Annotated in this window: 19 protein-coding genes and 1 pseudogene; 13 read left to right on the forward strand and 7 right to left on the reverse strand. The window is 73.5% G+C overall.

Annotated elements, in window-relative coordinates:
* Positions 1-23 precede the first annotated feature (23 nt).
* Positions 24-1,274 carry an MFS transporter gene (locus tag ACIA8Q_RS03910; RefSeq protein ID WP_360213968.1) on the forward strand — a complete coding sequence of 417 codons (1,251 nt, stop codon included), beginning with the start codon at positions 24-26 and terminating at the stop codon, positions 1,272-1,274.
* 260 nt (positions 1,275-1,534) lie between these two features.
* On the opposite strand, the gene ACIA8Q_RS03915 is transcribed toward ACIA8Q_RS03910, so the two are convergent.
* The 7 genes from ACIA8Q_RS03915 to ACIA8Q_RS03945 all read right to left on the reverse strand — a co-directional run bounded on the left by ACIA8Q_RS03915 (position 1,535) and on the right by ACIA8Q_RS03945 (position 7,600).
* Complete coding sequence (locus ACIA8Q_RS03915) at positions 1,535-2,920, reverse strand: 8-oxoguanine deaminase (protein WP_360213970.1); 1,386 nt, start codon at positions 2,918-2,920, stop codon at positions 1,535-1,537.
* 68 nt (positions 2,921-2,988) lie between these two features.
* On the reverse strand, positions 2,989-4,446 hold the full coding sequence (locus ACIA8Q_RS03920; RefSeq protein ID WP_360213972.1) for a nucleobase:cation symporter-2 family protein: 1,458 nt from the start codon (positions 4,444-4,446) through the stop codon (positions 2,989-2,991).
* A gap of 280 nt (positions 4,447-4,726) precedes the next feature.
* Entirely contained in the window at positions 4,727-5,647 is a 921-nt protein-coding gene (gene pucL, locus ACIA8Q_RS03925; protein ID WP_360213974.1) for a factor-independent urate hydroxylase, read from the reverse strand.
* 33 nt (positions 5,648-5,680) lie between these two features.
* On the reverse strand, positions 5,681-6,016 hold the full coding sequence (uraH, locus tag ACIA8Q_RS03930; protein WP_350602013.1) for a hydroxyisourate hydrolase: 336 nt from the start codon (positions 6,014-6,016) through the stop codon (positions 5,681-5,683).
* Positions 6,017-6,233: 217 nt separating this feature from the next.
* Positions 6,234-6,737 carry a 2-oxo-4-hydroxy-4-carboxy-5-ureidoimidazoline decarboxylase gene (uraD, locus tag ACIA8Q_RS03935; RefSeq protein ID WP_360213976.1) on the reverse strand — a complete coding sequence of 168 codons (504 nt, stop codon included), beginning with the start codon at positions 6,735-6,737 and terminating at the stop codon, positions 6,234-6,236.
* Between the two features lie 240 nt (positions 6,738-6,977).
* The gene (locus ACIA8Q_RS03940; RefSeq protein WP_360213978.1) at positions 6,978-7,358 is read right to left on the reverse strand and encodes a helix-turn-helix domain-containing protein; all 381 of its coding nucleotides are present in this window, start codon (positions 7,356-7,358) and stop codon (positions 6,978-6,980) included.
* Positions 7,355-7,600 carry a thiamine-binding protein gene (locus ACIA8Q_RS03945; protein WP_360214040.1) on the reverse strand — a complete coding sequence of 82 codons (246 nt, stop codon included), beginning with the start codon at positions 7,598-7,600 and terminating at the stop codon, positions 7,355-7,357. Before ACIA8Q_RS03945 ends, ACIA8Q_RS03940 begins: the two co-directional genes overlap by 4 nt.
* Positions 7,601-7,814: 214 nt before the next feature.
* Here ACIA8Q_RS03945 and ACIA8Q_RS03950 point away from each other — a divergent pair, with 214 nt between their 5' ends.
* The 12 genes and pseudogenes from ACIA8Q_RS03950 (at position 7,815) to ACIA8Q_RS04005 (ending at position 22,832) form a co-directional block, all read left to right on the forward strand.
* On the forward strand, positions 7,815-8,660 hold the full coding sequence (locus ACIA8Q_RS03950) for a TIM barrel protein (RefSeq protein WP_360213980.1): 846 nt from the start codon (positions 7,815-7,817) through the stop codon (positions 8,658-8,660).
* Between the two features lie 69 nt (positions 8,661-8,729).
* Positions 8,730-9,617 (forward strand): 2-hydroxy-3-oxopropionate reductase, encoded by an 888-nt coding sequence (locus ACIA8Q_RS03955; RefSeq protein ID WP_360213982.1) that lies wholly within the window; start codon positions 8,730-8,732, stop codon positions 9,615-9,617.
* Positions 9,618-10,062: 445 nt separating this feature from the next.
* Positions 10,063-11,205 carry a glycerate kinase gene (locus ACIA8Q_RS03960; RefSeq protein ID WP_360213984.1) on the forward strand — a complete coding sequence of 381 codons (1,143 nt, stop codon included), beginning with the start codon at positions 10,063-10,065 and terminating at the stop codon, positions 11,203-11,205.
* 126 nt (positions 11,206-11,331) lie between these two features.
* Complete coding sequence (gene allB, locus ACIA8Q_RS03965) at positions 11,332-12,732, forward strand: allantoinase AllB (RefSeq protein ID WP_360213986.1); 1,401 nt, start codon at positions 11,332-11,334, stop codon at positions 12,730-12,732.
* 9 nt (positions 12,733-12,741) lie between these two features.
* Positions 12,742-13,788: pseudogene (gene alc, locus ACIA8Q_RS03970) on the forward strand (allantoicase); the annotation flags it as partial.
* Between the two features lie 299 nt (positions 13,789-14,087).
* The gene (locus ACIA8Q_RS03975) at positions 14,088-15,548 is read left to right on the forward strand and encodes a catalase (RefSeq protein ID WP_360213990.1); all 1,461 of its coding nucleotides are present in this window, start codon (positions 14,088-14,090) and stop codon (positions 15,546-15,548) included.
* Between the two features lie 405 nt (positions 15,549-15,953).
* Positions 15,954-16,733 (forward strand): IclR family transcriptional regulator C-terminal domain-containing protein, encoded by a 780-nt coding sequence (locus tag ACIA8Q_RS03980; RefSeq protein ID WP_360213991.1) that lies wholly within the window; start codon positions 15,954-15,956, stop codon positions 16,731-16,733.
* Between the two features lie 252 nt (positions 16,734-16,985).
* Complete coding sequence (locus ACIA8Q_RS03985) at positions 16,986-17,900, forward strand: metal-dependent hydrolase (protein WP_360213992.1); 915 nt, start codon at positions 16,986-16,988, stop codon at positions 17,898-17,900.
* Positions 17,901-18,105: 205 nt separating this feature from the next.
* Complete coding sequence (locus ACIA8Q_RS03990) at positions 18,106-19,191, forward strand: PDR/VanB family oxidoreductase (protein ID WP_360213994.1); 1,086 nt, start codon at positions 18,106-18,108, stop codon at positions 19,189-19,191.
* A 129-nt stretch (positions 19,192-19,320) separates the two neighbouring features.
* Complete coding sequence (locus tag ACIA8Q_RS03995) at positions 19,321-20,286, forward strand: M24 family metallopeptidase (RefSeq protein WP_396316718.1); 966 nt, start codon at positions 19,321-19,323, stop codon at positions 20,284-20,286.
* A complete protein-coding gene (locus ACIA8Q_RS04000; RefSeq protein WP_360213998.1) occupies positions 20,283-22,040 on the forward strand; it encodes an SDR family oxidoreductase in 1,758 nt (585 codons plus the stop codon). Before ACIA8Q_RS03995 ends, ACIA8Q_RS04000 begins: the two co-directional genes overlap by 4 nt.
* Before the next feature lie 171 nt (positions 22,041-22,211).
* Complete coding sequence (locus ACIA8Q_RS04005; RefSeq protein ID WP_360214000.1) at positions 22,212-22,832, forward strand: LysE family translocator; 621 nt, start codon at positions 22,212-22,214, stop codon at positions 22,830-22,832.
* The last annotated feature ends 61 nt before the right edge of the window (positions 22,833-22,893 follow it).

Raw genomic sequence — 22,893 nt, forward strand, 5'->3', positions numbered from 1 at the left:
GGGAAGCCCGCTGTCCTACTGCCATGACCTCCACCGCGGTGCGCCGCTCCGCCGTCCGCCGGCTGCTGCCGGCCGATCCACTGCTGCGCAGGCTCGCCCTGATGAGCCTGGTGAACACCATCGGCAACGGCCTGTTCGTCACGGTCGCCGTGCTGTTCCTGACCCGTTCGGTGGGCCTGACCCCCGGTCGGGTGGCGCTGGGGCTGAGCGTGGCCGGCGTCTGCGGGGTGTGCGCCGGGGTGCCGATGGGCCGGCTGGCCGACCGGGTCGGCAGCCGTCGGCTGTTGCTGGTGGTCGGGCCGCTGGAGGCGCTCGCCGTCCTCGGCTACGCCTTCGTGCACTCCTTCGCCGCCTTCGTGGCGCTGGCCTGCGTGGCGACGGTGCTGGAGCGCGGTGCGGCGGCGGTACGCAGCGCGCTGATCGCCCGGACACTGCCCGCCGAGAGCCAGGTGCGCTCGCGGGCGCTGCTGCGCTCGGTGATGAACGCGGGACTGGTGATCGGTTCCAGTGGTGCGGCGCTGGCGCTGCAGGCCGACAGCTACGCCGGGTACGTCACCGTGATGGCCCTGGACGCCGTGACCTTCCTGGGGGCGACGGCCTTGCTGGCGGGTCTGCCCGACGAGCAGCTGACGGATCGTCAGAGTCAGTCCTTGAAGGCTCCGGTGGCGCGGCGGCGGACGGCGCTGCGCGACCGCCGCTACCTGCTCGTCACCGCGCTGCACGCGGTGCTGGAGCTCCAACTGCCGGTGCTCACCGTGGCGATCCCGTTGTGGATCGTGCTCGCGACGGACGCGCCGGCGGCGGTGGTCGCGGCCGTCGACGTGGTCAACTGCCTGCTGGTGGTGGTGTTCCAGGTCCGGGCGAGCCGTGGTGTGGGCGACGTCCGCTCGGCGGCCCGGGCCTGCGCCCGGGGCGCCCTGCTGCTGGCGGTCGGCTGCCTGTGCTACGCGGCGGCCCGGCACGGTTCGGCCGCTCTGGCGGCGGGGGTGGTCCTGGCCGGGGCGCTGGTGCACAGCCTCGGTGAGCTCCTCACCTCCGCGGGCGGCTGGACCCTGAGCCTGGACCTGGCCGATCCGCGCGCCCACGGCGAGTACCAGGGCGTGTTCATGAGCGGCCAGGCGGCAGCCCACGTGATCGGCCCGCTGGTGGTGGCCCTGACCGTGGTCGACCACGGCGTGGCGGGCTGGGTGGTCCTGGCGGGGCTGTTCGTCCTCGCGGGCAGCGCGCTCCCGGTGGTCACCCGGCGCGCGGCGCGGCCGGCCGCCGTCCACTGACCGGGAAGCGACCTCGGGGAAGCGGCCCCCGGGGGAGTGGGCACCCGGAGGGGAACCGGCCCCCGCACGCGAGGGCGCCCCCCGGGCCCCCACAGATCGTCCGACCCGCTCCTCACGGGGGTGGGAGCGGGTCGGAGACACGCCGCGGCCCCGAACCCTCGCCGTGGGTCCGGGGCCGCGGTCCGCTCGCCGGCCCGAGGGGCCGGTCCGCGGAGTCCGGGTCACGCACCGTCCCTGGGCGGCCCGGAGTTCGTGGGGTGTCACACGGGTCGGGCGGCGAGCTCCTTGGCGGCGCGGGCGCAGGCGCGGGCGATCCGGTCCTCGTTGACGGTGGTGAGCTCGCCCTTCTCGACGACGGCGTTGCCGTTGACGAAGAGGACGGCCAGCGGCGGCAGGGCGCCGAGGGTGAGCGCGGCGACCGGGTCGGCGATGGAGGAGTGCATGACCCCGTCGACCTTCCACAGCGCGAGGTCGGCGAGCTTGCCGGCCTCGATCGAGCCGATCTCGTTCTGGCGGCCGAGCACCCGGGCGCCGCCCATGGTGCCCAGGCGCAGCGCCTGGCGGCCGGTGAGGGCGGTCGGGTAGCCGTGCAGGCGGTTGATCAGCAGGGCGTTGCGCAGTTCGGTGCCGAGCTCGCCGGACTCGTTGGAGGCGGTGCCGTCCACGCCGAGGCCGACCGGGACACCGGCCTTGAGCATGTCGGGGACGCGGGCGATGCCGGCGGCGAGGCGGGCGTTGGAGGACGGGCAGTGGGCGACGCCGGTGCCGGTCTCGGCGAACTTGGCGATGTCGGAGTCGTTCATGTGGACGCAGTGCGCCATCCAGACGTCCTCGCCGAGCCAGCCGACGGACTCGAAGTAGTCGGTCGGGCCCATGCCGAACAGCTCCTTGCAGAACTGCTCCTCCTCGGCGGTCTCCGAGCCGTGGGTGTGCAGCCGGACGCCCTTGCGGCGGGCGAGTTCGGCGGACATCCGCAGCAGGTCGGTGGAGACGGAGAAGGGCGAGCAGGGCGCGATGGCGACGTGCAGCATCGAGCCGAAGGAGGAGTCGTGGTAGCGGTCCACGGCGGCCTCGGAGGCGGCCAGGATGTCGTCGAGCTTCTCGACCGCGTGGTCCGGCGGCAGGCCGCCGTCCTTCTTGCTGCGGTCCATCGAGCCGCGCAGCGCGGTGAAGCGCAGGCCGAGCTCCTGGACGGCCTCGATGGAGGCGCCGAGGACGTCGCCGCCGTCCTTGGGGAACACGTAGTGGTGGTCGGAGGCGGTGGTGCAGCCGGACTTCAGGAGCGCGGCGGCGGAGCCCTGGCTGGCGGCGTGGACGAGCTTCTCGTCGATCCGGGCCCAGGTCGGGTAGAGGGCGACGAGCCAGTCGAAGAGGATGTCGTCCTGGGCGAGGCCGCGGGTGATCCACTGGTAGAAGTGGTGGTGGGTGTTGACCAGGCCGGGGGTGATCAGGTGGCCCTCGCCGTTGATCCGGCGCACCACGTTGTCCAGCCACTGGGGGGCGGGGCCGTCGCCGACCGACTCGATCCGGTTGCCGAGGATGACCACGTGGCCGCGGGCGTACTCGGTGTCGTTGGCGTCGACGGTCGCGATCGCGACGTTCTCGATGACGATCCGCTGGTCGGCGGGCGGGGGCTGGACTGCCATGGTGTTACTCCTATGGGGGAGGGCCAGGAGGGGCGCAGGTCGAGCGGCGTGCGCCCCTCCCGGGCCGGTCAGGACGGTGTCGCCGTCGGCACCGTCGCGCCGGGGGCCTGGCCGGACCCGGTCCGGCGGGCGGCCCCGACGTGGTGGAAGAGCAGGTTGAGCAGGACGGCCATCACGCAGCCGGCCGAGATCCCGGAGTGCATCAGGGTCCGGACGGCCTCGGGGAAGGAGTCGTAGAACGTCGGCACCGCGATCGGGATGATGCCGACGCCGAGCGAGACCGACACCAGGATGGTGTTCGAGCTGGACTCCATTCCCGCCTCCGCGAGGGTGCGGATACCGCTCGCCGCGACGGTGCCGAAGAGCACGATCCCGGCGCCGCCCAGGACGGGCTGCGGTACCAGCGAGACGACCGATCCGAGCACGGGGAAGAGCCCGAGCAGGATCAGGATGCCTCCGCCGGCCGCGACCACGAAGCGGCTGCGGATCTTCGTCAGCGCCACCAGCCCGATGTTCTGGGCGAAGGCGCTGGCGGCGAAGCCGTTGAAGACCGGGCTGAGCGCGGTGGCCAGCCCGTCGGCGCGCAGGCCGGCGGCGAGGGTGGGTTCGTCGGCCTCGCGGTCGACGATCTTGCCGAGGGCGAGCATGTCGGCGGTGGACTCGGTCATGGAGACCACCATGACGATGCAGAGCGAGGCGATCGCGGCGGCGTCGAACTGGGGTGCGCCGAAGTGGAACGGGGAGGGGAGCGCGAAGACCTTCGCGTCCCGGACCGCGCCGAAGTCCGCCAGGCCCAGCGGGAGGGCGATCAGGGTGCCGAGCGCCAGGCCGAGCAGGAGGGACAGCTGCTGCCAGAACCCGCGCAGCAGCCGGTTGAAGAGCACCACCGCGACGAGGGTGATCGCGGCGAGGCCGATGGCCCGCATGGAGCCGTACCCGGGGGCGCTCGGCGATCCGCCGCGCGCCCAGTTGACCGCCACCGGGAGCAGGGACACCCCGATGAGGGTGATCACGGTGCCCTGGACGACCGGTGGGAAGAACCGGATGAGCTTGCAGAAGTACGGCGCCGCGAGGAAGCACAGGAGCCCCGCGACGATCACCGCTCCGAAGATCACCGGGAGGGCGTCCTTCGGTCCGTGTTCCTGGGCGATGGCGATCATGGGTGCGACCCCCGCGAAGGAGACGCCGTTCACGAACGGCAGTCGCGCCCCGATCTTCCAGACGCCGAGGGTCTGGAGCAGGGTGGCCAGTCCGGCGGTGAACAGGCTGGCCGATATGAGCAGGGCGAGTTCGCCGGGGGAGAGCCCGACGCCGGCGCCGACGATGAGCGGGGGTGCGACGACTCCCGCGTACATCGCGGCGACGTGCTGCAGTCCGGTGGAGACGAGCTTCACCGGGGGCAGCACCTCGTCCACGGGGTGGGTGCCGGACCCGGGTGACGTGCCGGCGTGGGCCGACGCGTCGCCCGGGCCGGGCGTTCTCGCTGGGGTGGAACCGCCGTCTTTGCTGCTGGTGCTGGGTGCCATGTCGAGCCCCTCTTGTGCTCGTGACTCCCGGCGCGCCCGTGGCGCTGGAGACTGGCCGGTACTGCGGTGGCCGAGGGCGGGACGGCGGTGCAAGGGTCCCTCGGCCGGCCTCTCCGGTGCCCCGGGCCGGCCGCCGCGAGGCGAACACGAACTCCGGTGGGTGGGGGTGGAGAAACTGGTGGTGCCGGTGGTGCGGGTACTGCCGTCCGCCCGGACTCGACCGGCCGTAGGGGGCCGGAGGGTGCGGCGATTCCGGGCGGTGTCCATGGGGTGGGGGAGGTCAGACGACCGGGATGACCGGTACGACGCCCTCGCGGTGCACGGTGCCCTCGATGAGGCCGTACATGCGGTCCGCGGCGTAGTAGACCTCGTTGTCGTTCTTGAGGCCGAACGGCTCCAGGTCGACGAGGAAGTGGTGCTTGTTCGGCAGTTCGAGGCGGACCTCGTCCACCTCGGCGCGGTTGTTCAGGACCCGGGTGCCCATCGAGTGCAGGGTCTGCTGCAGCGAGTAGGAGTAGGTCTCGGCGAACGCCTCCAGCATGTGGCGCCGCACGTGGGTGTAGGAGCGGTTCCAGTTGGGCTGGGCCTCGCCGTCACGGCCGCTGTACCCGTACTTCCAGCGGGCGGTGACCTGGGTGGCGAGGATGCGGTCGTACGCCTCCTGCAGGGTGGTGTACTTGTCCTTGATGTAGCCCCAGAACTCCGAGTTGGTGGAGTTCATGACGATGAGGTCCTTCAGGCCGGAGATGACCTGGACGGACTCGCCGTCGTAGACGACCTCGGTGGTGCGGGTCTCCTGGCCGTTGCGGACGAAGGAGTGGCCGACCTCCTCCGAGCCGATGAAGCGGGCCGAGTTGTCCGGCGTCTTGATCCGGTCCCAGGCGTACTCCTCGATCCGGATCCGGGCGCTGTGCACGACGCCGCGCTCGGTGTCGTCGACGAAGTGGCGCGCCAGGAGGATGCCGAAGGCCTCGGCCGACTCGATCCCGTACTCCTTGGCGAAGGCGTACACGGTGTTCTTGGTGGTGTCGGTGGGGAGGCAGTTGGCGTTCGAGCCGGTGAGGTGGACGTCCTCGAACTCACCCTGGAGGGAGACCGAGACGTTCAGGTCCTTGATCTCGTGCCGGGTGGAGTCGCGGTAGATCCGCACGATGCGGTTCTCCGCCTTGCCGTACTGGTTCTGACCGAGCACGTGGGCCATGACGTGGCTCCTAAATGCTTCCAGGTCGGTCTACTAGCTTCCGCGGTAGACCGAGTATCCGAACGGGTTGAGCAGCAGCGGCACGTGGTAGTGGTGCTGCGCGGGCGCGACCGTGAAGACGATCGAGACCTCGGGGAAGAACGGCGTCTCCTCGGACTTGCGCGCGTAGTACGCGGCGGTGTCGAAGAGCAGCCGGACGACCGAGCCCGCCTCCACGGCCGGCAGGTCCTTGGCCCGGCCGTCGGAGTCCGTGGCGGAGGTGCCGAGCACCTGCCAGCCACCCTCGGTGTGCAGTGCGAGCTCGACGGGGACACCCTCGGCCGGGCGGCCGAGGCTGGTGTCGAGCACGTGGGTGGAGATGCCAGTCATGGGTGAAGTGACCTTACTGATGGCAGAGGTGATGCTGCGTCGGTGAATCCTGACGGTACGTCAGGCGTGCCCCGTCGGGCGTGTTCCGCGGGGCGCGGGACCGGGTGCGGGCCCGGGTGCGGGCCCGGCTGTCGGTCCGGGCGCGGGTCCGGTCGGGTGCGGTCGGAGGTGGGACCGGGATCGCCGGATCCGCGCCCGCCGGGCCCGCCCGGTGCCGTCAGGACTCGTCGAGCAGCCGGTTGAGCCGGATGTCGTTGATCTTGCGCAGCTCGCCCCGGACGATCTCCGCCTCGACGGCGGGGTCGTTGGGGTGGCGCTCGCGCAGGGCGGCGAGCATCGTGGCCGCGGTGCGGCCGGTCGCGCAGATCAGGAACACGTGGCCGAACTTGGCCTCGTAGGCCGCGTTGGCCTCGTGCAGTTCGTCGAGGAGCGCTCGGTCCACGCCCTGGATGCCGGCCTGTTCCCGCTCGGAGGTGGCGTCGCCCGCCTTGGGCTTGCCGATCCGGGCGTGGCCGGCCATCGCGTCGTGCAGGTCGGAGACCGTGAGCGAGGCCATCGCCGCCGCGTTGGCGGCGAGCAGGCTCTCGCGGTCGGACCAGGGCTCGGCCTGCGCGACGGCGTCGGCCCAGCCGGGGCTGGAGCAGATCTCCAGCAGGATCGCCTTCAGGTCCGCGGCGTCGGCCGCGGCCAGGGCGTCAAGGGCGTGGGGGTGGTTGGTCACAGGTGGACCTCCTGAAGAGTGGTGCCACCCGCACAAGCTAGATCCACCCCACCCGGCCGTCAACACTTTGTTGAACGGTTGGTGGTTACGTTTTGAACCGGCCTCCGTCGCCGGGCCGTTTCGTGTGCGATTCGCCAAGTGTGCCCCGCCGGGGGCTGATCCAGACTGGCCGTACCGGCGGGGTTCACCCGTCCGGAGGGCCTCCGGTCGGGCGATTCGACAGCGTCGGACCGGCGGCGGTCAGGAGGACTTCGAGCCGTCCTGGCGGTTGAGGTAGTTGTACACGGTGAAGCGGCTGACGCCGAGCGCCGAGGCGACCGTCTCGACCCCGTGCCGGACGGTGAAGGCGCCGCGCTCCTCCAGGAGGGCGACGACCCGCTGCTTCTCCAGGCGGTCCAGCTCGGCCAGCGGGCGGCCGTCGAACTGGCGGCCCATCTCGGCCAGCAGCCGGTCCAGCGCACTGCTCAGGTGCGGCAGCCGGACGGCGAGGGCCGGGGCGCCCTCCCACTCCAGGACGACGTCCTCGGACTTCGCCTCGTCCAGCGGGACGGGCGTCGCGCCGACCGCGTCCAGCAGTGGCTTTATCGCCGCCGCGAGCGGGTGTTCCAGGTGCTCGGTCACGGCGCACCGCCCTCCTGGCCCAACACGCTGACCTGGACGGAGATTCGGGTCGCGCCGGCGTCCAGGGTCTCCCGGAGCAGCTTGGTCACCGCGTCGAGGACCTGCTGGGCCTCGCCCTCGGCGCCGGTCCCGAAGGGGCCGACCGACACGGCCAGGCCGGCCTCGTCGACGACCTTGCGAGCCGCCGCGGCGTGCTCGGGGAACGTGTCCAGTTCGAACGGTTCTGTCGTGAACTCCACCATCAATCGCACGTGCTCACTGTAGCGATCGGCGGTGCGGGCGGGCAGGGGCTGGTCGATCGAACAGCCGCGGTGCTGGTGGGTGAGCCGCCCCGGGGCTTCTTCAACAAAATGTTGCGGCGGTCTTGACACCCGCTCGACGGGCCGGACATGCTTCCACCAAGCAGAATCCCTCTTCCGGATCGTGGAAGTTGAGGATCTCGGAAGAGAGTGAGAGGTGAGTGACGTGACGGCCGCTTCCCGGCACAGCTTCACGGTCAACCTGTCGATCCTGTTCAGCGAACTGCCGCTGCTGGAGCGCCCCGCCGCGGCCGCCGCGGCCGGCTTCACCGCCGCCGAGCTCTGGTGGCCCTTCGGGGCCGACGCCACCCCGGCCGAGGCCGACCTGGACGCGCTCCGCAAGGCCTTCGGCGACGCGGGCGTGCAGCTCACCGGGCTCAACTTCCTGGACGACCTGACCCTCGGCGTGCGCGGGACCGTCTCGGTCCCGGCCGAGAAGGACCGCTTCCGGGCCAACGTCCCGGTGGCCGCGGCGCTCGCCGCCTCGCTCGGCACCAAGGCGCTCAACGCGCTCTACGGCAACCGCGTCGAGGGCGTCGAGCCCGCCGAGCAGGACGCCCTCGCGCTGGAGAACCTGGTGATCGCCGCCAGGGCCGCCCACGAGGTCGGCGCGATCCTGCTCGTCGAGGCGCTCAACGAGGCCGAGTCCCCCGACTACCCGCTGGTCTCCGCCGCCGCGGCGGTCGAGGTGGTCGACAAGGTCAACGCCGCCACCGGCCTGGGCAACGCGAAGTTCCTCTGCGACCTGTACCACCTGGCCAGGAACGGCGAGGACCTGCCGGCCGTCATCGACGCCTACGCCGACCGCTTCGGCCACGTGCAGATCGCCGACACCCCGGGCCGCAACGAGCCCGGCACCGGCGACCTGGACTTCGAGGACCTCTTCACGCGGCTCACCGCCGCCGGGTACACCGGCCGGATCGGCCTGGAGTACCGCCCCTCCACCGGCGTCAGCGCCGACAGCTTCGGGTGGCTGCCGCGCGAGCACCGCGCCGCCGAGTAGCGCCGCCGGGCCCGCCGCCCCGCAAGCCCCCCGCCTCCCCACTCCACGAACGACGTAAGGAACGACGCGATGAGCCGCAAGATCGCCTTCATCGGCCTCGGCATCATGGGCAGCCCGATGGCCGCCAACCTGGTCAAGGCCGGCCACCACGTCACCGGCTACAACCTCACCCAGCCCCAGATCGACGCGCTGGTCGCGGCCGGCGGTCACGGCGCCTCCTCCATCGCGGACGCGGTGAAGGACGCCGAGGTCGTCATCACCATGGTCCCGGCCGACCCGCACGTCGAGCAGGTCATCCTGGGCGAGGGCGGTGTCCTGGAGAACGCCAGGCCCGGCACCCTGGTGATCGACATGTCCTCGATCACCCCGCAGACCTCGATCAAGGTCGAGGCGGCCGCCAAGGAGAAGGGCGTCCGGACCCTGGACGCCCCGGTCTCCGGCGGCGAGGCCGGTGCCGTCGAGGCCGTCCTGTCGATCATGGTCGGTGGCGAGGCCGCCGACTTCGCCGAGGCGAAGCCCCTGTTCGACGCCCTGGGCACCACGGTCGTCCACGTCGGCCCGGCCGGCGCCGGCCAGACCGTCAAGGCCGCCAACCAGCTGATCGTCGCCGTGAACATCCAGGTGCTCGCCGAGGCCGTGGTGTTCCTCGAGAACGCCGGCGTCGACCTCGCCGCCGCGCTGGACGTGCTCGGCGGCGGCCTGGCCGGCTCGACCGTGCTGAACCGCAAGAAGGCGAACATGCTCAACCGCGAGTTCGCCCCCGGCTTCCGCATCGACCTGCACCACAAGGACATGGGCATCGTCACCGACGCCGCCCGCGCCGTGGGCGCCGCGCTGCCGGTCGGCGCCGTGGTGGCCCAGCTGGTCGCCTCCGCCCGCGCCAACGGCGACGGCTCGCTCGACCACTCGGCGCTGCTGCGCGGCGTCGAGCGCCTCTCGGGCCGCGAGGTCAAGTAACACCCCCGGGGGCTCCCCGCGAGCCCCCCACCGACTCCTCCTGGTGGCGTGTACCTCATCCGGTCGTGCCCGCGCCACCAGGAGGCCATGCCCGACCGGCGTGCGGGACCGGGGCTCATCCGCCCGCCCGCCGGTCGAACCAACCGGTGATGCGCACACTCCCTGTCGGGGGCACTTCGGTCGTGCCTGTTGCGCTTCGCCTGGCCCCCTCCCCGCCGAGGGGAGCCCCTCGTACGTCGGAAGCGGGACGAGGGGAACGGCGGGGAGGGGGTCGCACCCCGCGTCCGGACGGCCGGGCGGCGTGCCGCGGCTCCGCGGGCGCAGCGCCCTTGACCGCGGGCGCACGTTCTCCGCCCGGAGGCTCGCACCCCCGCAGCACCCGGGCACATGCTTGGCACACGCCGGCGAAACCTCGCCGCACCCGTACGGAAGTGAGGACCACACCATGCCCGTCACCCCCCACCAGGGCCACGTGGTCGTAGCTCCCGACAAGTTCAAGGGCACCCTGGAGGGCGCCGAGGTCGCCGCCCGGATCGCGGCCGGCATCCGGCGCGCCGCGCCCGGCGTCGAGGTGCGCGAACTGCCCGTCGCCGACGGCGGCGAGGGCACCCTGGCCGCCGCGCTCGCGGCCGGCTTCACCCGCGTCCCGGCCAAGGTGGCCGGTCCGACCGGCCTGCCCGTGGACGCCGCGCTCGCCGTCCGCGGCGACACCGCCGTGGTCGAGCTGGCCCAGTCCTCCGGACTCGCCAGGCTCCCCGGCGGCCGCACCGCCCCGCTGGCGGCCGGCTCCTACGGGGTCGGCCAGCTGATCGGCCGGGCCGTGGCGCTCGGCGCCAAGCGGATCGTGCTCGGCCTCGGCGGCAGCGCCTGCACCGACGGCGGCGCGGGCATGGTCCAGGCGCTCGGCGTGGGCCTGCGGGACGCGGACGGCGCCGAACTGCCGCCGGGCGGGGCCGCGCTGCGCAAGCTGGCGCACATCGACCTCGGGCCGCTGGCCGACGCGCTGACCGGCGTCGAGATCGTGGTCGCCTGCGACGTGGACAACCCGTTGCTCGGCCCGCGCGGCGCCACCGCCGTCTACGGGCCGCAGAAGGGCGCCGACGGCGAGGACCTGGTGGTCCTCGAGGAGGGGCTGACCCGCTTCGCCGACGAGGTCGCCCTGGCCACCGGGCGCGACGTCCGCGAGGCCCCCGGCGCCGGGGCCGCGGGCGGGGTGGGCTTCGCCGCCCTCGCCCTGCTCGGCGCCACCATGCGACCCGGTATCGAGCTGCTGCTCGAACTGCTGGGTTTCGACGAGGCCGTGCGTGGGGCACGCCTCGTCGTGACCGGCGAGGGCTGCCTGGACGCGCAGACGCTCCACGGCAAGGCCCCCGCCGGCGTCGCCGCGGCGGCCACCCGGGCGGGGGTTCGGGTGGCCGCTGTGGCAGGGCGGCTGGAACTGTCCGAGCCCGAGTGGCGGGCCGCCGGCTTCGCCGAGGCCGTCGCCCTCACCGACCTGGCCGAGCAGCCGGGGGACAGCATGACCAGGGCCGGCGAGCTCGCCGAGGTGGCGGGGGAGCGGCTGGCCGGGCGCCTGCTGACCGGCTGACCACTCGTACGTTCCTCCATTGACGTTTTGTTGAAGACGGGCCTAGGCTCCCGGCAATCCCTCGGTTCCCCGGCCCGGACCCCCTCAGGCACCCACCCCCCAACTCCCAGGTTTCGGAGGTCCCCCATGCCTTTCAGCCAGCCAGCGGTGATCCGCTCCCGACGGGTGGTCCTGCCCGACGGCGAGCGCCCCGCCGACGTGCTGATCCGGGACGGGAAGATCGAGCAGATCGCCACCCACGGCTCGCTCCTCGGGGGCGACCGCCCCGACGTCGCGGGCGGCCTCACCGACCTCGGCGACACCGCCCTGCTGCCCGGCCTGGTCGACACCCACGTGCACGTCAACGAGCCCGGCCGCACCGAGTGGGAGGGCTTCGCCACCGCCACCCGGGCCGCCGCGGCCGGCGGCGTCACCACGATCATCGACATGCCGCTCAACTCCATCCCGCCCACCACCACGGTGGACGGACTGGTGGCCAAGCGGAAGACCGCCGAGGGCCAGGCCTGGGTCGACCTCGGCTTCTGGGGCGGCGCCGTGCCCGGCAACGTGCCGGACCTCGAACCCCTCCACCGCGAGGGCGTGTTCGGCTTCAAGAGCTTCCTCGCGCCCTCCGGCGTCGACGAGTTCCCGCACGTCGAGGCCGCCGACCTGGAGGCCGCGCTGGCCGAGCAGGCCCGGATCGGGGCGCTGGCGATCATCCACGCCGAGGACCCGGCCGTCCTGGCCGCCGCCCCGCAGCAACCCGGCGTCCACTACCGGGACTTCCTCGCCTCCCGCCCGGCCGACGCGGAGACCGCCGCCGTCGCCAACCTGCTGGACACCGCCCGGCGCACCGGCGCCCGTGTCCACATCCTGCACGTCTCCTCCGCGGCCGTGCTGCCGCTGCTGCGCCAGGCCCGCGAGGACGGCGTGCGCGTCACCGCCGAGACCTGCCCGCACTACCTGACCCTGGCCGCCGAACAGGTGCCGGACGGCGACACCGCCTTCAAGTGCTGCCCGCCGATCCGCGACGAGGGCAACCGGGACCGGCTCTGGGAGGCCCTGGCGAACGGCGAGTTCATCGCCGTCGTCTCCGACCACTCGCCCTCCACCCCCGACCTCAAGCTGCTGCCCGAGTACGGCGGCAGCGGCGACTTCGCGGCCGCCTGGGGAGGCATCGCCTCGCTGCAGCTCGGCCTGCCGGCGATCTGGACCGAGGCCCGCCGCCGCGGCCACGGCCTGGTCGACGTGGTCCGCTGGATGTCCGGCGGACCGGCCGAACTGGCCGGCCTCACCGCCACCAAGGGCGCCATCGCGGTGGGCCGCGACGCCGACCTGGTCGCCTTCGACCCCGACGGCGAGTTCGCCGTCCACGCCGCCGGACTGCACCACCGCAACCCGGTGACACCGTACGCGGGCCGGACGCTGACCGGCGTGGTCCGCACCACCTGGCTGCGCGGCCGCGTGGTGGACACCGGCGCCGAGCCCTTCGGCCGCCAGCTCACCCGGCCCGCCGCCGCCACCACCCCGACCGATCGCCCGTCCTGAGGAGACTCCGTGACCCCTGCCGACACCCCGAGCGCTCCCTTCACCGAGCTGGTCGACCTGGCCTCGCGGCTGCTGGGTGCGGGCGTCGTCGCCACCAACGAGGACACCTTCGCCGACGCCGAGAACCTGCTGGTCGCCAAGCCCGCCGAGTTCCGCCCGCACACCTTCGGCCACAAGGGCCAGATCATGGACGGCTGGGAGTCCAAGCGCCGCCGCGGCGTCAGCGCCGACCAGCCGCACCCCACCGACCAGGACCACGACTGGACGATCGTCCGGCTCGGCGCCGCCGGTGTGATCCGCGGCCTCGTCGTGGACACCGCGCACTTCACCGGCAACTACCCGGAGAGCGCCTCGGTCGAGGCCGCCTCCGTCCCCGGCCACCCCTCGCCCGGGGAACTGGCCGGCGCGGAGTGGACCACCCTCGTCCCGCGGACCCCGCTCCAGGGCGACACCGCCCACGAGTTCGCCGTCGAGGACGCCGCCCGCTACACCCACGTCCGGCTCAACATCTTCCCGGACGGCGGCGTGGCCCGGCTGCGGGTGCACGGCGAGGTGCTGCCCGACCCGCGCGAACTGGACGGCCTCACCTTCGACCTGGCCGCCCAGGAGTACGGCGGCGTGGCCGAGGCGGCGTCCGACCGCTACTTCTCCTCCCCGCACAACCTGAACGCTCCCGGTCGCGCCTCCGTCATGGGCGAGGGCTGGGAGACCCGGCGTCGGCGCGACAAGGCCAACGACTGGGTGCAGATCGCCCTGGCCGGGGGCGGTGAGGTCCTGGCCGCCGAGGTGGACACCACCCACTTCGTCGCCAATGCCCCCGGCTGGGCCGACCTCGTCGGCTTCGACGCCTCGACCGGGGCGGACCCGGCCGACGGCGAGTGGTTCGAGATCCTGCCCCGCACCCGCCTGCAGCCCGACACCCGGCACCGCTTCCGGCTCGACGTCGGCCGCCCGGTGACCCACGTGCGCATCAACGTCTACCCGGACGGCGGCCTCGCCCGGCTCCGTCTCACCGGCCGCCTCACCGAGTCCGGCCGTGCGGCCCTCGCGCTGCGCTGGTTCGACGCCGTCCCGGCCGCCGAGGCCGCCGCGGCCCTCACCGAGGCCGGCCTGAGCGCCGAGGAGGCCGCCGCGCTGGCCGCCGCCCGCCCGCTGGCCGACCAGGCCGCGGTCACCGCCGCCGTCGCGGCGCTCCAGCCCGCCGACGGCCCCGACGGCGAGCACTCGTCCCGCCGCCGCTCGGCGCTCTGGCGCCTGCTCGGCATCTGACGGCGCCCCGGGCGGGCCCCGGCGCCCGCCCGGCGGCCGTCAGACCACTCTCCGCACCGCCTTTATCGACACCTGAAGGACCCTCCATGTCCAAGAACCTGACCACGGAGTCCGGCGCCCCGGTCGCCGACAACCAGAACTCGGCCTCGGCCGGCGAGTACGGCCCGCTGCTGATCCAGGACCAGCAGCTGCTGGAGAAGCTGGCCCGCTTCAACCGCGAGCGCATCCCGGAGCGCGTCGTGCACGCCCGCGGCTCCGGCGCCTACGGCTACTTCGAGGTCACCGACGAGGTGTCGCAGTACACCCGCGCGGACTTCCTCGCCGAGGTCGGCAAGCGCACCGAGGTCTTCCTGCGCTTCTCCACCGTGGCCGGCAACCTGGGCTCCAGCGACGCGGTGCGCGACCCGCGCGGCTTCGCGCTGAAGTTCTACACCGAGCAGGGCAACTACGACCTGGTCGGCAACAACACCCCGGTGTTCTTCATCAAGGACCCGATCAAGTTCCCCGACTTCATCCACTCGCAGAAGCGCGACCCGTTCACCGGCGTGCAGGAGGCGGACAACGTCTGGGACTTCTGGGCCCACTCGCCCGCCTCCACCCACCAGATCACCTGGCTCTTCGGCGACCGCGGCATCCCGGCCTCCTACCGCCACATGAACGGCTACGGCTCGCACACCTACCAGTGGGTCAACGCCCAGGGCGAGGCCTTCTGGGTCAAGTACCACTTCAAGACCAACCAGGGCATCCGCTCGCTGGACGGCGACCAGTCCGCCGAGGTGCTCGGCGCGGACGCCGACTCGCACCAGCGCGACCTGCACCAGGCCATCGAGCGCGGCGTGTTCCCGTCCTGGACCCTCTACGTCCAGCTGATGCCGGTCGCCGAGGCCGCCGACTACCGCTTCAACCCGTTCGACCTCACCAAGGTGTGGCCGCACGCCGACTACCCGCTGGTCAAGGTCGGCCGCCTGGTGCTCAACCGGAACCCGGAGAACGTCTTCGCCGACGTCGAGCAGTCCGCGTTCTCGCCGAACAACTTCGTGCCCGGCATCGGCCCCTCCCCGGACAAGATGCTCCAGGGCCGCCTGTTCGCCTACGCGGACGCCCAGCGCTACCGCCTCGGCGTCAACCACACCCAGCTGCCGGTGAACGCCCCGCGCGCCACCGAGGCGAACAACTACGGCCGCGACGGCCTGCACGCCGTCAACAAGTCCGGCCGCGGCAAGAACTACGAGCCCAACTCGTACGACGGCCCGGCCCAGACCGACGACGCGCTCGCCGCGCCGGTCAAGCTGAACGGCTACACCGGCACCTACACCACGCCCGCCCACACCAAGGACGACGACTTCTTCCAGGCGGGCGAGCTGTACCGGCTGATGTCCGCGGGCGAGAAGACCCGCCTCATCAACAACATCGCGGGCTTCCTCGCCCAGGTGACCCGCGACGACGTCGTCGAGAAGAACCTCGCCCACTTCCACGCCGCCGACGAGGAGTACGGCGCCCGCCTGGAGGCGGCCGTCGCCAAGCTGCGCGCGGGCGACGAGGGCTGACACCCGGGCGGCGGCCGCGCGGGACGGCGGTACCCGCGTGGGACGGCGGTTCCCGCGCGGGGCCGGCCGACTGACTGACTGACTGACGCACCCTCACCGGTCGCCGGGGCCCGCACCCCGGCGGCCGCACGACGGGCTCCTCCCCCCAGGGCAGTGGGGGAGGGGCCCGTTCGCGTACGCCCGGCCGGTCGGGCGCGGACGGCGGCGGACGGCGGCGGGGCGGGGGTGGCCGGGGGTGAGCTGGGAGCCGACTGGGCGGCGGCTGGGAGTTTCCTGGGGATCCGCTGGGAACGGCTCCACGGAATGTTCACGGAGTTTCACGGACCTCGCCTGCCGGAGCCCCCGGGTCGATAGGCTGGACGGTGCCCGCGGTCGCTCCGTGGGGGGACATCGGAAGGGGACGACATGTCGACACCAGCCCCGGGTCGCCACGCCGCGCCGGACCAGGGCCAGAGCAGCCCGTTCACCTCCCTGCAGTACGCCCTCAGACTGCTGGAAGCCGTCGACCGCCACCCCGACGGGGCCACCCTGGTGGCCCTCGCCCGGGAGACCTCGCTCGGCCTGCCGACCGTCCGGCAGCTGGCGGAGATCCTCGAGATCGAGGGCTATCTCCAGTGCCAGGACGGCGGTTGGGTGCTCGGCGGCACCTTCGCCCTGCTCGGCCAGCACAACCGGGAGCAGCTGGTGAAGGCCCGGCTGAACCGCAAACTCGTTGAGCTGCGCGATGAGTTGGGCGCGGCCGTCTACTTCAGCCGTTACCACGACGGGGAGTTGACCGTCGAGGCCGTCGCCGCGGCCGACTACGCGCCCGCGGTGCAGGAGTGGGTGGACTTCCGGGCCACCGCGCACGCCAGCGCGATCGGCAAGTGCCTGCTCAGTCAGCTCGACGTGGACGGCCGTCGCGACCACCTCTCCCGGCACCCCGTCGCCCGGCTCACCTCCCGGACGGTCACCGACGCCGACCAGTTGATGCACCGGCTGGAGCGGCAGCCGGCCACCGTGCCGGTGCTGGACATCCAGGAGTACGCGCTCGGCACGGTCTGCGCGGCCGTGCCCGTGACGGCGGGCAGCACGGTGGGCTGCCTGGCGACCTCGATGCCGGTGGACAACGTGCACCGGCTGAGGGCCGCGGCGGAACTGCTGGCGGCCAGGGCGGCGCCGTTGATGCTGGCGATGGCGGTCTGAGCGCCGCGGTCGCCCCCGTGGGCCCCGCCGGATCCGAGTGATCCGGCGGGGCCCCGCGCGTTCGTGGGGCCGGGTGGCCGGAGCGGTGTTCCGCAGCAGCCCTTCCCGGCCGTGTTTCGCGGGCCGTCCGGCGGTGCACATCACTTATTAGACTCGATGTCGATAAGAGTCGCCGAAACCCTTGTCCCGGTCACTACCCGCGAGTACGTTTCCCTGAGCCGAGCCGCCGCCCCCAGGTCAGGAGGGCCTGCCATGCCCCGAACCACCTCCGTTCCCGTCCTCGCCGCAGACGCCGCCCGCGTGCACGACAGCCTCGTCCTGGAGCCCCGGGACGTCCGCTTCGACTGGTCCCGGCTGCCGCTGCACTGGATCCCCGACGAGCCGATGGCCACCCACGTGATCAACGTCCTGCACCTGCTGCTGCCCGAGGGCGAGCGCTGGTTCGTCAAGGTGTTCAAGGAGGCGCTGCCGCTGATCCGCGACGAGCAACTGCGGGAGGAGGTCCTGGGGTTCATCGGGCAGGAGGCCATCCACGCCGAGGCCCACCAGGAGGTCCTCGACCACCTGCTCGGCCAGGGGCTCGACCCGCGCCCCTACGTCCGGCAGATCTCCTGGCTGTTCCAGCGCGTCCTCGGCGACAAGCCCGGGCTCTCCCCGGCCCGCCGGCGCGAGAACATCATCGAGCGGGTCGCCTTCATCGCGGCGATCGAGCACTTCACGGCCTTCCTCGGGAACTGGGCGCTCAACTCCCCGGGCCTGGACCGCGCCGAGGCCGACCCGACGATGCTCGACCTGCTGCGCTGGCACGGCGCCGAGGAGGTCGAGCACCGCAGCGTCGCCTTCGACCTGATGGTCCACCTCGACCCGGGCTACCTGCGGAGGGTCCGCGGCATGGCCGTCTCCGGGCCGCTGCTGGTCCACCTCTGGGTGCGCGGGGCCCGCTTCCTGCTCGCCGCCGACCCGACGCTGAACGGCCGGCTCAAGCCCACCTGGCGGGAGGCGGGGCGGATCGCCAAGCGCGGCCTGCTGCCCGACCCGCTCCGGTCGGTCCGCTCCGGTCTGCGCTACCTGCGGCCCGGCTACCACCCGACCCAGGAGGGGTCCTCCAGCCAGGCCCTCGGCTACCTCGCCACCTCTCCGGCCGCCCGCGCCGCCGCGGGTCGCTGAGGAGCGGCGGGTTTCAGCTGACAGATTTCAGCGAACAGAGAACGTCATCTGTTATCTGTTATCTGTTATCTGTTCGCTGAAATCTGAACTCTGTGATCTGTTCGCAGAAGTCCGTCCGCCCAACCCCGCCCCGCTCACCCCGCCGCCCGCCGTGACCCCCGCCCGCCTGCCGTTCTCACCCCGCCCTGACGCCAAGGACCGCCGGATGGACCTGCTCGACCCGCCCCCCGACCTCTACGGCCGCCCCCGCGCCGACAGCTTCATGCGCCGGCTCACCGCCTTCGGCGACCGCTACTCCCCGGCCCTCGGCAGCCCGCTGCTGCGCCGCAACCCCCGCCGGCCGCTCAGCCGCCCCACCCCACCGCTCCAGCTGGTCGTCCGGGCCCGCCGACAGCTCGCCGGCGACGTCGTCGAGCTGACCCTGGCCGACCCCTCCGGCGGGGCGCTGCCACCCTGGCAGCCCGGCGCCCACCTGCGCCTCGCCCTGCCCTCCGGCCGTGAGCGCCACTACTCGCTGACCGGCGACCCGGCCGACCGCGCCGCCTACCGGATCGCCGTGCGCCGCCTCCCCGGTGGCGGCGGCGGTTCCGTCGAGGTCCACGAGGCCCTGCACCCCGGCAGCCGGCTGACCGCCCGCCGGCCCCGCAACGGCTTCGCCTTCTGCGCCGAACCGGCCGTCCTGCTGCTCGCAGGAGGCATCGGTATCACCCCGTTGCTCCCGATGGCCCGGGAGGCGCAGCGGCTCGGCCTCGACTGGCGCCTGGTGCACACCGGCCGCAGCGCCGACACCCTGCCCTACACGGACGAGCTGCGCGCCCTGGACCCGCGGCGGGTGGTACTGCGCACCGACGACGACCACGGCGTGCCCGGCGGCGCCGAACTGCTCGCCCACGCCCCGCGCGGCGCGGCCGTGTACTGCTGCGGCCCGGCCCCGATGCTCACCGCCGTCCAGCGCGCCCTGGACGGATCCCCGGCCAGGGCCCTGCACTTCGAGCGTTTCGGTGCCGCCCCGGTCACCGACGGCGCGCCCTTCACGCTGCGTCTGGGCGCCGACGGCCCGGAGCTGGACGTCCCCGCGGACCGCTCCGCCCTGGACGTGCTGCGCGAGGCCAGGCCGGACCTCCCGTACTCCTGCCACCAGGGCTTCTGCGGCACCTGCGAGGTCCGCCTGGTGGCCGGTACGCCCGAGCACCGGGACCGCCGCCTCACTCCCGAGCAGCGCGCCGCCGGCGCCCTGTTGCCCTGCGTCTCCCGGGCCGCCGAGGGCGAGACCCTGGTGCTCGACCTGTAGGGCTTGCCCTGGCGCACCCAACGCCCCGGCGCACCCTGGCGCACCCAACGCCCCGGCGCAGCCTGGCGTACGGGGCGCCGCACCCGCAGCGTGTCCGACCTCGTGCTCGACCTGCCGAAGGAGCCAAGGATGGCGAACCCCCCGACCTTCCCCTACGACGAGCGCGACCTCGCCCGCTTCCGGGAGACCCAGCAGCTCGCCTACCACTGCGCCGAACAGGTCGCCGCCTGGATCGAACCGGGCGTCACCGAACGGCAGACCACCGCCGAGCTGCGCCGCCGTCTGGTCGCGGCCGGGGTGCAGGACTTCTTCCACGTCCCCTTCGCCTGGTTCGGCGACCGCACGGCGTTCCGGCACTTCCGCACCCCGCTGCAGTTCTTCGCCGGCAACCGCCGCCTGGAGGAGGGCATGCCGTACGTGCTGGACTGCGCGCCCGTGGTCGACGGCTACACCGCCGACATCGGCTACGGGGGCAAGGTCGGCGAGAACCCGGTCTGGGACCGCCTCGCCGCGGACCTCCAGGTGTACCGGGAGCTGATCCTCGCCGAGGTGCGCGCCCGCAAGCCGCTCGACCAGGTGTACGCGGCCGTGGACGCGCAGATCGCCGCGCACGGCTACGACAACCGCCACCGGGTGTACCCGGGCCGGGTGATCGGCCACCAGGTCACCCGCACCACCGCGCGCGGCCCGGCCGGGGTCAACGTCCTCGGCTTCGGCGTGCGGACCCTGCAGACCCTCGGCCGCGAACTGGTCACCGAGCGGCTGCACGGCCGCTCGCCGCTGTGGGCGGACGGTCGGTCGTCCCGGCACGCGCCCACCCCGGGCCTGTGGGCGGTCGAGCCGCACATCGGCTTCCGCGGCGTGGGCATCAAGTTCGAGGAGCTGCTGGTGGTGACGGAGGACGACGCCCACTGGCTCGACGACGACCTGCCGCACGTCCGCCGCTGGCAGGACGCCGCGGGCACCGCGGCCGCCCCCGCGCCCGCGGCGTCCCCCGCCTCCGCCTCCGCCCCCGCCCCCGCCCCCGCCGGGCCGACGACCGGGCGAACCGACGAGCCGACCCCCTCGACCGCCACCCTGGAGGCCACCCGATGAGCACCCCCGCCCCCGACGGGACCGTCCGCCGCCGCACCGTCCACTCCGGCGGTCTGGCGCTCGCCGTCTTCGAGCAGGGCGACCCGGACGCCCCCACCGTCCTGCTGGTGCACGGCTATCCGGACACCCACGCCGTCTGGGACGACGTCGCCGCCGACCTCGCGCGCGACCACCACGTGGTCCGCTACGACGTGCGCGGCGCCGGCGAGTCCGGTGTGCCGACGACCCGCGACGGCTACCGGCTGGCACAGCTGGCCGACGACCTGTTCGCGGTCGCCGACGCCGTCAGCCCGGACCGCCCGGTGCACGTGGTCGCCCACGACTGGGGCTCGCTGCAGTCCTGGGAGGCCGTCACCGAGCCGGGCGCCGAGCACCGGATCGCCTCCTACACGACCATGTCCGGCCCCTGCCTGGACCACATGGGCTACTGGCTGCGCCACCGGATGCGCCGGCCCACTCCGCGCCATCTCGGTCAACTGCTCCACCAGGGCGTCCACTCCTGGTACATCACCGCCTTCCACCTGCCCTTCCTCGCGCCGGGCGTGTGGCGCCTGGGCCTGGCCCGGGCCTGGCCGCGGGTGCTGCGCGACCTGGAGCGGGTCACCCCGCGGGCGGACCACCCGCAGCCCAGCCTGCGCCGCGACGCGGTGCGCGGCATCGAGCTGTACCGGGCCAACTTCCGCCCCGCGCTGCGCAGTCCGCGGGAGCGCCCGACGCAGGTGCCGGTCCAGTTGGTCACCCTCACCCGGGACCGCTACGTCGGCACCTACCTCTCCGAGGGCCTGGAGCGCTGGGTGCCGAACCTGACCCGGCGGACGCTGCACGCCGGGCACTGGTCGGCGCTGCTGGAGCAGGGGGCCACCGTGGCCGGGCTGGTCCGGGAGTTCACCGGCCGGATCGAGCGCGGCGGCGCGCAGGCCCCGCAGCGGTCCGCACGGTCCCTGGGGGACGGACGGCTGGTGGTGGTGACGGGCGGCGGCAGCGGCATCGGCCGGGCGACGGCGCTGGCCTTCGCCGAGGACGGCGCCCGCGTGGTGGTCTGCGACCTCGACCTCGACGCCGCCGAGCGCACCGCCGAACTCGCCTCGCTGATCGGCCCGCCGGCGCACGCCTACCGGGTGGACGTCGCCGACGGCGCGGCCGTGGACGCCTTCGCGCAGGCGGTGGCCGCCGAGCACGGCGTGCCCGACGTGGTGGTCAACAACGCCGGGATCGGCCACTCCGGCACGTTCCTGCAGACCACCGAGAAGGAGTGGCAGCGCGTCCTGGACGTGAACCTCTGGGGCGTCATCCACGGCTGCCGCGCCTTCGCCGCGCTGATGGCCGACCGCGGCCGGGGCGGCCACCTGGTCAACGTCTCCTCGGCCGCCGCCTACCTGCCCTCCAAGGCCCTCACCGCCTACGCGACCAGCAAGGCCGCGGTGTTCATGCTCTCGGACTGCCTGCGCGCCGAGCTCGCCGGGCACGGCATCGGCGTCTCGACGATCTGCCCCGGCATCGTCAACACCAACATCACCCGCACCTCCACCTTCTCGGCCACCACCGACGCCGAACAGGCCGCCAAGCAGGCCCGCGCCGCCCGGCTCTACGCCCGCCGCGGCTTCCCCCCGGAGAAGGTCGCCACCGCGATCCTGGACGCCGTCCGCACCAACCGGCCGGTCGTCCCGGTCACCCCCGAGGCCAAGGCCGCCCGCTTCCTGAGCCGCCTCAGCCCGGCCCTGCTGCGCCTCGCCGCCCGCCTCGACGTCACCTGACCGGGCCCGCTGCCACGGCACCCCGCCCCCACCGGCACGACCGCCGGACCGACCATCGGGACGACCGTCCGGGACGACCGCACGGCACGACCGCCGGACCGACCGTCGGGACGACCCGGCGAGGGGGCGGGGCCGTGGGCTGCCCCGGAGGGTGTGACAGGATCGAGGTCCATGGAGATGACGACGGCTCTTTGGTCATTCGCGCTGGTGGTGGGCCTGCTCACGCTCACGCCCGGGCTCGACACGGCACTGGTCCTGCGGACGTCCGCGCTGGGCGGGCGGCGGCAGGCGTGGGGGGTCGTGCTGGGGATCCAGACCGGCACCCTGGTGTGGGGCTCGCTCACCTCGGCCGGGGTGACGGCGCTGCTGACGGCCTCGCAGCTGGCCTACGAGGCGCTGCGCTGGGGCGGGGCCGCGTACCTGGTCTGGATGGGCGTCGGGATGCTGCGCGGCAGGAGCGGGCAGCCGGAAGCCGAGGAGGGGCCCGCGGACGGCGGGTTCGTCCAGGGCTGGCGGCGCGGTGCGCTGACCAACCTGCTCAACCCCAAGGTGGGGGTCTTCTACGTGGCGGTGCTGCCGCAGTTCATCCCGGCCGGGGCGCCGCACTTCGCCGCCGGCGTGGCGCTGACCTGCGTGCACGTCGTGGAGGGCCTGCTCTGGTCGACGGTCCTGGTGGGCTTCGCGCAGGCGGTGCGCGGCTGGCTGCGCCGCCCGGCCGCGCGCCGACTGATGGACCGGGTCACCGGGATCGTGGTGGTGGGCTTCGGCCTGAAGCTGGCCCTCTCGGACTGAGCCGCCCGCCGCTGCCCGTCCGCCGCCGCCCGTCCCTCGCTGCCCGCCCCCGCCGCCAGTC

Source organism: Kitasatospora sp. NPDC051705 (assembly GCF_044453265.1).
In the GTDB taxonomy this organism is placed as follows: Bacteria; Actinomycetota; Actinomycetes; order Streptomycetales; family Streptomycetaceae; genus Kitasatospora.